The organism is Micromonospora sp. NPDC006431 (assembly GCF_042870725.1).
Lineage (GTDB): Bacteria > Actinomycetota > Actinomycetes > Mycobacteriales > Micromonosporaceae > Micromonospora.
In genome coordinates, this window is the sequence record NZ_JBIAHQ010000027.1 from 19879 (window position 1) to 33065 (window position 13187).

Here is a 13187-nt window from a genome sequence, read left to right on the forward strand (position 1 = left end):
AGGCCGGCGAGTGGTGGTGGCTGACCGTGCCCGCAATCGTCATTTCGGACGGTCGGACGCCCAGCGCTGCAGATAATTTCCGGCCCCGAATCCGGGGTGTAAGGATTTCTTCTAATCGATGCCGTTGATACTGTGCTGCCGTGCCTCCCCCTCGCACCGTCAACGCACCACCTGCCGACCGTGCCCCGACCGGGGAGACCACTCGCTTCGGCGGCCCGCGGGGGCAGCGCCTTCGCCTCCGCGAAGCCGGTCTCGGGTGGTTGCTGCTGCTGCCGTCGGTGGTGGTCTTCGCCCTGTTCGTGTTCTGGCCGCTCGGGCGAACCCTGTACCTGTCGGTACACGGCAATGACATCTTCGGCGCCCCGTCGGCGTACGTCGGGGCGGACCACTACCGGGAGATGCTGTCCGCGGAGTTCGGTCGGGTTCTGGCCACGACCGCGTTGTTCACGCTCTTCTCGGTGCTGCCGGCCGTGGCCGGCGCGCTGGTCGTGGTGCTGCTGCTGGAGGCACGCATCCGGGGCGTACGGGTGCTGCGGACCGCGTTCGCGTTGCCGTTCGCGTTCTCGGTGGCGACCGCCTCGGTCGTGTTCGCGGTCATCTACAACCCGGCGATCGGGGTGGCCAACGGCCTGCTCGGCACGTTCGGGGTCGACCGGGTCAACTGGCTGACCGATCCCTCGATCGCGCTGCCCGCCGTCTGCGCGGCGACGGTGTGGATGAACTTCGGCTACAACATCCTCGTCCTCTCCGCCGGTGTGGCGGCCATCCCGCCCGAGGTCGTCGAGGCCGCCCGGCTGGACGGCGCGACCGGCTGGCGGCTGGCGTCGCGGATCACCGTGCCGCTGCTCTCCCCGCAACTGTTCTTCCTCGTCGTGGTCTCCACGATCCACGCCCTGCAGAGCTTCGGGCAGATCCACATCCTGACCAAGGGCGGACCTGACCAGGCCACCACCACGCTGGTCTACTCGATCTACGAGAAGGCGTTCGCCTTCGGCTCAGCGGACTTCGGCGCGGCCAGCGCGCAGGCCGTCGTACTCCTGGTCATCATGCTCGCCTGCACGGCTGTGCAGTTCGGCATCCTCGAACGGCGGGTCCACTACCGATGAGGAAACTCTCCCTCGGCCAGGTCGGCGTCTATGTCGTGCTCGGCGTGGCCGCGATCCCGGTCCTGTTCCCCGTCTACTACGGCTTCGTCGGCGCCGTGATGGGCCCGGGCGACCTGGCGACCTACCCGCCCGCGCTGGTGCCGACGGAACTGCACTGGCAGAACGTCACCGACGTGTTCCGGTCGGTGCCGCTGGGCCGGTTCTATCTCAACTCCGCGGTCCAGGCCGGGGTCATCACCCTGGCCCAGGTCGTCACCAGCATCGTCGCCGCGTACGCGTTTGCGTTCCTCCGCCTGCCGGCCAGGGCCGCCACCTTCGGGCTGTTCCTTGCCACCCTGATGGTGCCGTGGGAGTCGATCATCATCCCCAACTACCTGACCGTGTCCGGTTGGGGGCTGGCCCGCGGCAGCCTGACCTACCTCGGCCTGGTGCTGCCCTTCCTCGCCTCGGCGTTCGGCACCTTCCTGCTACGCCAGGCCTTCCTGCAGTTCCCGGCCGAGTTGCGGGACGCCGCGGTGATCGACGGCTGCGGTCACTGGCGGCTGTTGTGGCGGGTCCTCGTGCCGCTGTCCAAGCCGTCCATCGCGGCGGTCGGCGTGTACGTCTTCCTCTCGGCCTGGAACCAGTACTTCTGGCCGCTGATCCTGATCCGGGACACCGAGTTCCAGACGCTCCAGATCGGCATCTCGCAGCTCAACGACGCGGAGGCCGCCCAACCGGGTCTGGTCCTCGCCGGCGTGGCGCTCTCGCTGCTCCCCACGCTGGCCGTCGTGATCCTGGGTCAGCGCTACATCGTCCGCGGGCTCACCGCCGGCGCCCTGCGTTGAACCGACAGAAGGAGAACGCATGACAAGACTTCGGCTCCGCCGAACCATGACGGCATTCGTCGCCCTGGTGGCCGTCGCGGCGATGGGCGGGTGCGGCGGCTCGGGATCCGATGCCGGCGGCGACGCGCTCGACGCGCCTGGCGCGGAGGTGCTCGAGAAGGCCACGGGCAAGACCACCATCGAGTTCTGGCACTCGATGAAGGGAGCGAACGCCCAGGCGGTCGACCAACTGGTCGCCGACTTCAACGCCCAGAGCGGGGGCAAGGTCGAGGTCAAGGCGATCTTCCAGGGCAGCTACGACGAGACGATCGCCAAGTACAAGGCGTCGGTCCAGCAGAAGAGCACCCCGGCGCTGGTGCAGATCTACGACATCGGCACCCGCTTCATGGTCGACTCGAAGCAGGTCGTGCCGGTCCACAAGTTCGTCGAGAAGGACGCGTTCAACGCCGCCGACATCGAGCCGAACATCGCCAGCTACTACTCCATCGACGGCAAGCTGTGGTCGATGCCGTTCAACTCCTCCACGCCACTGCTGTACCTGAACAAGGAGGCGTTCGAGCGGGCCGGCCTCGACCCGACGAAGCCGCCGCGCAACCTCACCGAGATCGGGGAACTGGCGAAGAAGCTGACCGTCAAGGACGCCAGCGGCAAGACCGTCCAGTACGGCTTCGGCGCCGCGATCTACGGCTGGCTGCTGGAGCAGTTGCTCGCCACCGACGGCAAGGAGTACTGCGACCACGGCAACGGGCGTACGGGTCTGGCCTCGAAGGTCCAGTTCGACCAGGAGACCGCGGTAGGCGTCGCGCAGTGGTGGACGGACCTGGTGAAGGGCGGCTACGCGACCAACACCGGACGCAAGACCGACGACGCGCAGGCCGCGTTCAAGGCGGGTACGGTCGCCATGCATCTGGAGTCGACCAGCGTGCTGCGCGGTTACGTCGACGCGGCGAAGGGGAAGTTCACCGTGCTCACCGCCCCCTACCCGAAGGTGGACAGCTCGTCGGCGGGTGGCCCGATCATCGGCGGAGCTTCGCTGTGGATCGGCGGTGTCGGCCACAGTGCGCAGGAGAAGCGGGCCGCCTGGGAGTTCGTGAAGTTCGCGTCCAGCCCGGCAGCGCAGGCCAAGTGGCACACCGGCACCGGCTACGTGCCGATCAACGCCAAGGCCCTGGAGGAGCAGATCGACAAGGACTGGATGGCGAAGTTCCCGCAGTTCCGCACCGCCGTCGACCAACTGCACGCGTTGCCCCCGTCGGTCGCGTCGGCCGGATGTCTGCTCGGTGTGATGCCGCAGGCGCGCAAGGCGTCCGAGGACGGCCTGGAGGCGGCGATTGTCGGTAGCAAGCCGGCGGAGCAGGCCATGAAGGACGCCGCGGCCAGCGTGCAGAGCGCCATCGACAGCTACAACAAGTCGGTCGGCTGACCGTCCGGGCAGCCCCGGTCTGGATTCGGCGACGATGAGGGCCAGCTCCGCATGGAGCTGGCCCTCATCGCTTGCCACGCCGCCGGAGGGAGCGTTCCTCGTCGGGGCGCTCCCACCGGCGGCGAGGGCTCAGCTGGTGAACTTGAAGTAGGCCCGGTGCTGGAAGCCGTTGTCGAGGGTCAGGACGAACTCGCGGCAGGTGCCGGCCCAGGACGGGTCGGTCTTCCACGGGTAGTTGTACTGGCCGTTGGCGTTGACCGACATGCTCGATCCGCCGGGGTTACGGGCCGCGACCGGGGTCGGCCGCGGGGTGATGGCGCCGTCGGGGCCGACGGTCTTGAGGGTGCCGCAGTCGACCAGCCGCGAGTACGGCGAGCCGCTGGCGAGGATGTTCAGGCCCCGGTCGGCGGCGAGCTTGAACTTCATCGGTACGGCGTCACCGGCGACAACGGTGTTCAGCGCCGGCTGCGCCGAGCGGCCGACGAAGTCGCCGCGGCAGGACGGGTGGGTGTCGAACGCCTCGGTGTTGTCGTTGCGACCGGTGGTGCCCTGCACCGCGCTGTAGCCGAGGCCACGGCGGGCGAAGGAGCCCCAGAGGATGCAGGCGTTCTCCCCGCCGGTGAGGGCGGCGTCGGCGGCGATGATCGCGTTACGGCCGGTCACGAAGCCCGGACCGCAGCCCTGCATCTTCAGCCCGTCGATGACCAGCTGCAGCGCCAGGTTGTTACCGCCGGTGTTCCACGCCTCGTAGACGTTCGGGTTGAAGCCGTGGCGGTCGACCAGGTTCCAGGTCATGTCCCACAGGATCGAAGCCCAGCCGTGGCCGATGCCGTGCGGCGCGGCGAGGGAGGTGCCGTTGAGCCAGCCGCCGGTCTTGATGCTGTCGTAGGTGAACGGCTGGATGTCCATGTTCCGCGAGTACGGCCGCGGGCGGATGCCGTCACCCACCCGGCTGTCCTGGAACAGCGCGTACTGCCCGTAACCGCGGGCGTTCTCCGGGTCGTCGATCGCGGGGTTGAGCAGCGCGGTGATCGCGAGGAAGTCGCTCCAGCCCTCGCCCATCTGCTCGTCGCCGGTGAGGCAGTTGACGGTCGGGCCACCGGTCAGCCGGTTGGAAACGCCGTGGCCGTACTCGTGGAAGATCGTCTCCGAGCGGAACGAGGCGTCCCGCATCGCCGGCCGGGCCAGGTTGCGGTGCACCCGGCCCGCGGCCGGCAGGCCGCCCTTGATGCGGTTTCCGTCGGCCTGGCTCACCATGACCGCGGGAATACCGACCGCCGGACTCATGGATCCGCTCATCGCCGCCGGGGCGCCCGCCACGTTGTTGACCACCACCACGGCGGCGGCACCGGCCTTCTCGGCGTTGGCCACCTGGGTGTAGAAGTTGCAGCCGCTGGTCCGGTCGACCACGGCGATCGCACCCTGCGGCAGGGTGTAGGCGGTGCAGCCGTCGCCGGTCGCCCCGACGCCGTCGTTGACCAGCACCACCTCGCCGGCGAATCCGGCGCTGGTGGGCGCGGGCGTGAACCGCGCGTACTCCGCCTCGTAGGTGCCGGCGGCGGACCCCGCGTCGATCGTCACGGCGTTGGGCAGGCCGAACTGGTTGCCCGGCCAGAGGAACATCTGCATCCGGGGGCGACCGCCGTCCAGCGCCGGCGTGGAGAAGTTGGCGTTGTTCTGGCCGGAGCCGTCGTGCGCCTCGCACTGCACGTCGTCGCCGCCGGTGCCGCCCCGACCGTAGTTGTTGACCTGGAAGTTGCCGGACGCCTCGTCGAAGCCGTACCGGTAGGTCAGGTCGTGGACCATGTTGCACCAGTAGAACTGGTTCACCACGGCGGCCTGGGTGTAGGTCTGCGGGTGCTCGTTCAGGTCGGCCGGGAAGTTGAAGGTCAGGCCGGCGCCGCCCTCGGCGGAGCTGCCGGGGTCGATCTGGTTGTTGGCGTCCCGGTCGGTGTAGGCGTGCGCGTTGTTGCCCCGGGTGATGGTGTACTCGGCGCCCGGGGCGCCGTTGGTGTCGTGCCAGCCGTACGGCGAGGCGTCTTCGTCCGCCGGGTTTGTCACCACGGTCTGCGGGCCGTCGTTCGGGTCACCCTTCGGGAACTCGAAGACGCGGTAGCTGGACCCGTCATCGACCGGGCTCGGCGGGCGGATCTTGGCGGCGGGGGTGCTGGTGGTGGCGACCGTCGTGGCGGGGGCCTCGCGACGGCCCAGCGTCGCGGCCAGGTCCTTCGGGCTGTCGTGGTCGGTCCAGTCGTCGGCGTTGAGCAGCTCGCCGGTGTGCGCGTCGACGCTGGCGTTCCACAGATGGGTGTCGGAGGAGTCGTCGATGACCAGTTGCCAGGCCAGACGCAACCCGTCGTCGGTCGGCTGCCAGCCGAGCTTGGCCGGGATGGGCTGGTCGGAGATGCCGCTGCCGGACACCACCGTCCGCTGCGCCGCGCCGCCGCTGCGGCTCATCACCTTCGGGTTGGCCGGATCCGCCAGATCCAGCGCGTCGGCAGCGGCCTGCACGGCCTCGACCGCGTCCAACGAGGCGGCGCCGGAGGCCTTGCCGGACAGATCCGACACGAGGCTGTCACCGACGAAGATGACACTGCCGTCCCGGGCGATGTTGACCGTGGCGGTGGCCCCGAACACGTCGAGGTCCTTGTGCCGCTGGGCCAGGTTGACGTGGGTGACCCCGTTGTGGGGGCTGGTGGAGCTGGACGCCACCGCGAGGTCGGACAGGTCTCCGGCGGCGACACCGAAGTCGCCGGGATGAGCCCGCAGATAGGACATGGCGATGTCCTTCGCCGCGCCTTCGTTCGGGCCGGTCAGGAAGATCGGATTCTTCGGACCAGGCCCATCGGGCTCAGCCCAAGCCGGTCCCGCGGTCAACGACGTCGTAGCCGCGACCAGGGTCGTGGACAGCAACAACGCGGCGTTGCGACGACCACGGGACGGACGCCAATGCAGAGGCACCGTTGCTCCTTTCGGGGGTTGGAAAAGACAGCACGGAGCGCCGATCCACCACCGCCACCGGGCGGCCCGCCACGCCCATCCGCGGCGCTCGCCCGGCGTTCACGTTCAGTAACCAGACCCGTGCGAGGTGAATCGAATCGACGCTACGGTGCCCCTTACGGCCGATCATCCGACGAGTGGCGAAACATTCGGCCAGCACCTCCTACGCCTGTCGCGGTTCACCCGGTGACGCCAAAGTGGAGGTTCACATGCGGCGGAGACCGCGAGATTCGTTGCCGAAACGAGGCTTGCGGGGCAGTGCTCCGCAGTGGACGCCGACCGGACGCCCGGACCGGTCACGCCCAGTTGTGGCGGGCGGCGTACCAGCCGAGTTGCATCCGGCTCTGGACGCCGGCGAGATCCATCAGGTAACGGAGGCGGCGTTGCAGGGTTCGCAGGGACAGGTCGAGCTGGCTGGCGACCGCCTGATCCGTGAGTCCGGCCAGCAGCAGAGCCAGGATCCTGCGGTCCAACCCGGTTGGCGCCGCTGAGTCCGCGCCCTGGGCGTCCTCGGTGGTGAGCTCGCCGAATGCGGAAACGTCGAGCGGATGGGCGCCGCGCCACACGATCTCGAACAGCGCATCCATCGCCGTGAGCAGGCCGGCACGGTGCAGCAGCACCGCCCCGGGCTCGTCGCCCGGCGTGATGGTCAAGGGCACCAGGCCCAGTTCGGCGTCGGCCAGCATGAGCTTGATCGGTAGCGACTCGGCCACTCTCACCTCGACGCCCCTGCGCAGCGAGTCGATGGTCTCGGCGACGACGCCCGGCTCGGCGAGCACCGCCCGGTCAACCACGACCCGGTAACGCACACCCTGAGCCACCACCTGCGACTCGGCCGAATTCTCACCCGGCGGCACAGCGACGAACGGTGTGGTGACGAAGCTGCGAACCTGAGTACGGGCGGCATGCTGCACCTGCGCGAACCGATGCCGGACCGCCTCGACGCCCGTGACCACCTCGATCAACTCGCTGATGGTGCGGCCCGCCATCGCCTTGCGGTGCTCCTCGGCGAGGTTGACGAGCGCCAGTTCGGCAATGCGCAGGGCCGCCCGCCGTTCGCTGATCATCGCACCGAGCGCGAGCGCGGGCGGCGCCGCGGCGTACTCGCCGTCGGACGTGGACCTCACCAGACCGCACGCCGCCAGCTGCGCCAGCGCCGCCTCGACCGCGGACGCGGGCAGGTGCAGGGCTTCGCTCAGCTCCGCCGAGTTGGCCTGGGCACGGCCGGCGAGCACGCCGTACACCGCTTCGTGTTCGGGGCTCAGACCCAACGCGCCCAGCATCGGCGGCCGCCTCCCCTCCACCTGTCGCTGCGGGGAGAGTATGCGCCACCGTGTTGGATCTTGCCCAGACCCAGGTGGGGATGGGAGAGACGGGACGGGCCCTGGGACGTCGCCGCCCCAGGGCCCCTCGAACGGTCTCACCGGAGGCCGTACGCCCGGATGATCTCCTGCTTGATGCCGAAGCCGGCGTCGGTGGTCGCGGTGGCCCGCACCGACACGAAGCCGCCCGGCTGATTCGCCAGCTTGAGCGCGCCGTTCCACCAGTCGCCGGTGTCCTTGCTCAGGGTCACCTGCTGCCAATTGGCGCCGTCGTCGTAGGACACCTCCAGGGTCACCGAGGTGACGTTGCCGGTGCTGGGCCCGCCGCCCGCCTGCGGGATCGGCTTGAGGCGGATCCCCTCGGTGGTGCCCGCCTTCACGTCGCCGTGCAGGTCGGTGTCGAGGCGGTACTCCATCTGCAGCAACGCGAACGGTTCGAAGTTGTCCGCCTCGTTGGAGCTGGAGACGAAGTCCCACTCGGTGTGCGTGCGGGTCGACAGCCGCCACTGCTCGGCCGGGCGGGATGCGTCCAGCACGAGGCGGTAGGGCAGCGTGCCGGCCGGCACCGACTTCCACTGCAGGTCGGACGAGAACTTGTTCTCGTACAGCATCCGGTCGCCCTGGTAGAGCTTCAGGTTGGTCGGCACCGAGCCCCACTCCAGGTTGCCGCCGTGCTCCAGCCCCTCCCCGGACGGGCTCCAGGCCTGGACGTTGATGGTCATGTTGTCGCGGTAGCGGCTGTTCTGGACCGCGAACGCCCGGTTGAACGCCGGCCGGATGGCCGGGGCGAACCAGTCGTGGCGGGTGGTGCTGCCCTTGGCGTACGTGTTGCGGTTGGCCGTGTCCGTCCAGCTGCCCTGCACGTGCGACTCGTGCCAGGCCTGTTTCGGGGTGACCCACTCGGTGCGGGTGGCGGGGTGCCACTCCCGCTCCTGGAAGCCGAGGGACGGTTTGAAGGTCATGTCGTACCGGTAGCCGCCGCCGTCCATTCCCCCGGTGACGCTGTAGTAGCGCGCGTCGATCCGGGCCAGGTCATTCCTGTTCGGGTGGTAGGTGAGCGCCCGGTCCGGCACCTGCCCGGAGTAGTTGCGGGTGAGGTCGTAGACGTAGCTCGCGTTCGGCACCTGGTTGGTGATCAGCGGCAACGTGCCGGCCTTGGCCAGACTGACCAGTTGCGCTCCGGCGTCGCGGTGCACGGTGGCGACCGGGATCGGCGACGTGCCGACCGACTCGTTGAGCACGCCGACGCCGTCGTTGACGACCAGCAGCACCTTCGCCCCGGCGGCCACGGCGGCGGCGGTACGGTCCCTGGCGCTGACCGCGTCGCTGCGGGTCACCACCACAGCCTTGCCCTTCGCGTCGAGCGTGGCGTAGTCGGCGGCCGCACCGGTGCCCGCGTAGACCGCGGGCAGGGTCGCCCGGCCGGCGGTGAGGGTGCTGCCCGGCTGGACCGTCACGTCCACGGCCGGCAGGCCGGGGACATCCACGCTGAGCTGCGGCTCGCCCTTGCGCCACCGGGTGGCCATCGTGAACGACCCCTGGCTGACCTTGTCGGTCGGCGTGACGTAGAGATCGTCGTACTTGATCGGCACCACGAACCCGTCACGGAAGCTGTCGCCGTTGGCGTACGTGACGGTGTAGTCGAGCTTGCGCTGCCGGTCCTGGCTCCGCTGCGGCGCGACGGTGTCCAGCAGACGCGCCTTGCTCGCGTCCAGCACCACCTCGGCTCCGGAGCCGTCGAGCGCGGTCTCCGGGTCCACCAGCAGGGCGAGGCCGAGCGAGTCGGCTCGCTCACCCGGAACGTCCAGCGTCGACTCGACCGTGTAGGTGCCCGGCGGCATCCGCAGCGTCATCTCACCGTCGACGGTGAGCACCCACGGGTAGAACTCGCCGGCCTTCTTGATCACGACGTTCGAGGTGGCGGGCTTGCCGTCCCGGCCGATCAGCTTGACCTTCAGGTCGTAGCGCTCGTCCTCCTTGAGCAGACCGAGCGAGGTACGGGTGACCGCGGTGCCCGTGGCGGCGTCGGTGCCGACGAGGTAGCCGGTGAACTGGCCGGTGCCGGGCTTGGTCGGGTCACCGGTGACCGGCACGCTCGCGCTCCCACCCGCGGGCACCGTCACCGAGGAGGCGCCCAGTGCGAACGGGCCCGAGCCGGCGATCGCCAGGTTCAGCGTCACGGCGGTGCTGCCCGAGTTGGTGAACGTCACCTGCTTGGTCACCGGGGCGTCGGTGGGCTCGTGCGGCCAGTCGAAGTTGCCGAAGAAGACCGAGCCGCTGGCCCGGACAGTCGCCCGCACGGCGGCGGCGACGTCGAGCCGGCCGGTGCCCACCTCGTACGCCGAGTACCCGGCGGCCAGCCCCTTCGCGCTGCTCATCAGCGCGTCCTTGAGCTGCGCGCCGGACCAGTCCGGGTGACGCTGGGCCAGGATCGCCGCGGCGCCCGAGACGTGCGGGGTGGCCATCGACGTGCCGCTGATGCTCCGGTACAGGCCGGAGCCCGTGGTCATCTGCTGCGAGCGGGCGGCGGTGATGTCGACGCCGGGGGCGGTGATGTCCGGCTTGAGGGCACCGCTGCGCACCAGCGGACCGGTGCTGGAGAAGTACGCCAACCGGTCCTGCTTGTCGACGGCACCGACCGTCAGGGCGCTGGCGGCCGAGCTGGGCGTGCCGATGCTCTGCGGCCCGGCGTTGCCGGAAGCGATGACGAACAGCGTGCCGTACTGCGCGGACAGCGTGTCGACCGCCACCGCCATCGGGTCGGTCCCGTCGGACAGCGTCGGGTCGCTCAGGCTCATGCTGACCACATCCGCCCCGGATTCGGCCGCCCACTGCATGCCGGCGAGCACCCAGGAGTCCAGGCCGGAACCGGCGTTGTTGAGCACCTTGCCCACGATGAGGTCCGCGCCGGGCGCGACACCCTTGTACGAGCCGCCGGACGCCGCACCGGTGCCCACGATCGTCGAGGCGACATGGGTGCCGTGACCGTTGACGTCGGCCGTGTCCTCGTCCGGTACGAAGCTGACCTTCTCGTCGATCTGGTTGGCGAGGTCGGGATGGCTGGCGTCCACCCCGGTGTCCAGTACGGCGACCTTCACCCCGCGGCCGTCGTACCCGGCAGCCCACGCCTGCGGAGCGCCGATCTGCGGCACGCTCTCCTTGAGGCTGGCGGTGACCCGGCCGTCCAACCAGAGCTTCTCAATGCCACTGCCCAGCGCCGGGCTGGACCCGGGGGCGGCCGGGGCAAGGGTGGTCCAGAAGGAGCGGGTGTGCCGCTTGTCCACCGCCAACGCGGCGGCACCGACCCGCCGCAGGTCGCGGACCAGCTTCGCGCCCTGCGGCGGGACCGGCTTGGCCGCACGCGCCCTTGCCGGCGCGTACGTGCTGATCAGTGGCAGGCTCGCGGTCGTCGCGTCGTCGTAGCCCATCTCGATGAGATCGGTGACGTTGAACAGCCGCCGGTCCAGTTTGTCGGCGGCCAGCAGGGGCAGTACCTCGTCGGGCAGGACGAACAGGTCTTCGCCGCTCTCCTGCAGGTGGACGCCGCCGGTGGCGTTGTCGGGCCGGTCGACATCGACCGTCTCCGCGCCACCGACGGAGGTGGTCACCGTGACCACATCGCCGGTGACCAGGGTAACGATGTGCGTGGACTTGATCGGGGCCTTGGGGGCGGTGGCAGGGTTCGCCGCGGTCGCCGGCGCCTGGACCGCGGCGATTCCGCCAGTGATCAGGCCGGCCGCCGTCACGGCGGCGATCAGCCGCTGCCGGACCCGGCCAGGCATAGAGGGCGGTAATGGTGATGACATGCGAAACGTTCTACCGTCGGCGTCGCAGCCGGGTGAATAGCTGCCGCTGGCGGAGTCGCGCCAAGGCATCACCCCGCCACCGGCAGACGTCGGCGCGGAACAGCGGCGGGAACGCGAGGAGGCGAGTAGGGACGGCCAGCCGCCAGCTCTTCCGGAGGGCCGGTCCGCCGGTCCGTACCGTCATCGCCCGGGCGGCGCGGCCGGAAGCTTCGCCATCAGCTCGACCTCGGCGGTGCGCGAGCGTTCGATGCGCCGGGCCAGCTCCCGGACCCGCTCGCTGCTGCCGGCACGCACCTGCGCCCCGGCCAGGGCGGCCGCCGTCCGCTGGTGCGCGCTGAGCACGTCCAGGAGCACCCGGTCCACGTCGCCGGGCGCGGCGGCGCGCAGCCGGGCGAGGCCGGCGACGGCGTCGCTGTGTCCGGAGTGGTCGTGCCGGGCGGCGACGGCCATCGCCGAAGGGCCGGCGTCGCGCAACCAGCCGCGCATGCTGGCCAGTTCGTCGGTCTCGGTGACGTCGATGGCGGCGATGAGCGTACGGATCCGGGTGTCCGCCGCGCGGTCGAGCCCGAGCCGGACGATCTCCAGGGTCTGCTCGGTGTGCGCCACCATCATGGTCAGGAACAGCACGTCGATGCCGCTGGTCGTGGTGTCGGCGGCCACGCTCGGCGCGGGGGCGGGCCGCGGCGGATCTGCTGCGCACCCGGCGGGCAGCAGGATCACCAGCATGGCGGCGGGCAGCAGGCGACGCATGCCGTTCCTCCGTTCCGTCGGCCGGGGGCCGGGTGCGGCACACGCCCGGCGTGGCCGCACCCGGGCGGTCAGATCTGGAGCCACAGCGCCGGGGTGTTCGGCGGCTCCCATCCCGGGAGCGCCGTGTGCGCCTGGCGGCAGCGGTACGTCAGGCCGTTGTAGGTGACCTGGTCACCGACCTGGTAGGCCCGGCCGGCGGTCCACGTGCCGCCCGGGGCGGGCGAGCTGGTCGGGCTCACCGTCGGACTGGGCGTGGGCGACGGCGTGGTCGGCGTCGGGCTGGGCGTCGGGCCACCACCGCCGCCGATCTGCAGGTCAACGCAGGAGTAGAAGGCGTTGGCGGTGTCGGCGATGTTCCAGATCGCGAGGAGCTTCTGGCGGCCGGAGAACCCGCCGAGGTTGACGGTGTGCGACACGGTGGCGTCGGGCTGGCGGCCACCGCCGTCGAAGACGCCGACCCGGGTGTTGCCGATCCAGTACTCCCAGTTGCTGGTGGCGTGGCGGGCGGTGTTGACCCAGGTGAACGTGACCGTGCTGCCGACCGAGGTGGCCGGCCAGTTGCGGCTGTCGTCGTTCAGTACGGCGAACTGGGCGATCCCGGCGTGGCAGCTCCGCAGCCCCTTCGGGCCTTCGACGCTCTGCGGCTCGTACTTGATCTGACCGCAGTCCGGGACCCGGTTCTGAGCGCACAGCGCCTGGCGGCTGGGGGGCGAGGAGACGTACCCGTGGGCCTGGGCGGGCGCGGCGACGGCCAGGGTGGACGCGACGACGCCCGTCGTGAGGAGCGGGAGTCTGATTCCTCGACGCATGGCGGCTTCTCCTTCCGGGGGACATGTGGGAGATGTGATGAACATAAATTAAACCTTGTTAACAGTAAAGGCGCTTGTCTATATATTTGCCAGCCGCAGGTCGCCCCGCGTGAGTACGTGGGCTCAGGTGCCCGGGCCGGCGGC

General features: G+C 70.1%; 8 protein-coding genes. 3 read left to right on the plus strand and 5 right to left on the minus strand.

Going from position 1 to position 13187, the window contains the following annotated elements:
• The first annotated feature begins 140 nt into the window (after window positions 1-140).
• Genes ACFYM6_RS31080 through ACFYM6_RS31090 form a run of 3 tightly spaced genes read left to right on the plus strand, consistent with a single transcriptional unit; the run spans window position 141 to window position 3356 of the window.
• Complete coding sequence (locus tag ACFYM6_RS31080; protein ID WP_387281035.1) at window positions 141-1106, plus strand: carbohydrate ABC transporter permease; 966 nt, start codon at window positions 141-143, stop codon at window positions 1104-1106.
• Window positions 1103-1933, plus strand: a complete 831-nt coding sequence (locus ACFYM6_RS31085) for a carbohydrate ABC transporter permease (RefSeq protein WP_387281036.1) — start codon at window positions 1103-1105, stop codon at window positions 1931-1933. Before ACFYM6_RS31080 ends, ACFYM6_RS31085 begins: the two co-directional genes overlap by 4 nt.
• Window positions 1934-1952: 19 nt before the next feature.
• Window positions 1953-3356: an ABC transporter substrate-binding protein gene (locus ACFYM6_RS31090; protein ID WP_387281037.1), complete on the plus strand. Its 1404-nt coding sequence runs from the start codon at window positions 1953-1955 to the stop codon at window positions 3354-3356.
• A gap of 129 nt (window positions 3357-3485) precedes the next feature.
• On the opposite strand, the gene ACFYM6_RS31095 is transcribed toward ACFYM6_RS31090, so the two are convergent.
• The 5 genes from ACFYM6_RS31095 to ACFYM6_RS31115 all read right to left on the minus strand — a co-directional run bounded on the left by ACFYM6_RS31095 (window position 3486) and on the right by ACFYM6_RS31115 (window position 13043).
• A complete protein-coding gene (locus ACFYM6_RS31095; protein ID WP_387281038.1) occupies window positions 3486-6134 on the minus strand; it encodes a M36 family metallopeptidase in 2649 nt (882 codons plus the stop codon).
• Between the two features lie 518 nt (window positions 6135-6652).
• Window positions 6653-7639 carry a TrmB family transcriptional regulator gene (locus tag ACFYM6_RS31100; protein ID WP_387281039.1) on the minus strand — a complete coding sequence of 329 codons (987 nt, stop codon included), beginning with the start codon at window positions 7637-7639 and terminating at the stop codon, window positions 6653-6655.
• 137 nt (window positions 7640-7776) lie between these two features.
• Window positions 7777-11484: a S8 family serine peptidase gene (locus tag ACFYM6_RS31105; RefSeq protein ID WP_387281040.1), complete on the minus strand. Its 3708-nt coding sequence runs from the start codon at window positions 11482-11484 to the stop codon at window positions 7777-7779.
• 180 nt (window positions 11485-11664) lie between these two features.
• Entirely contained in the window at window positions 11665-12234 is a 570-nt protein-coding gene (locus tag ACFYM6_RS31110; RefSeq protein WP_387281041.1) for a DUF305 domain-containing protein, read from the minus strand.
• Window positions 12235-12302: 68 nt separating this feature from the next.
• Window positions 12303-13043 carry a lytic polysaccharide monooxygenase gene (locus ACFYM6_RS31115; RefSeq protein WP_387281042.1) on the minus strand — a complete coding sequence of 247 codons (741 nt, stop codon included), beginning with the start codon at window positions 13041-13043 and terminating at the stop codon, window positions 12303-12305.
• Window positions 13044-13187 lie beyond the last annotated feature (144 nt).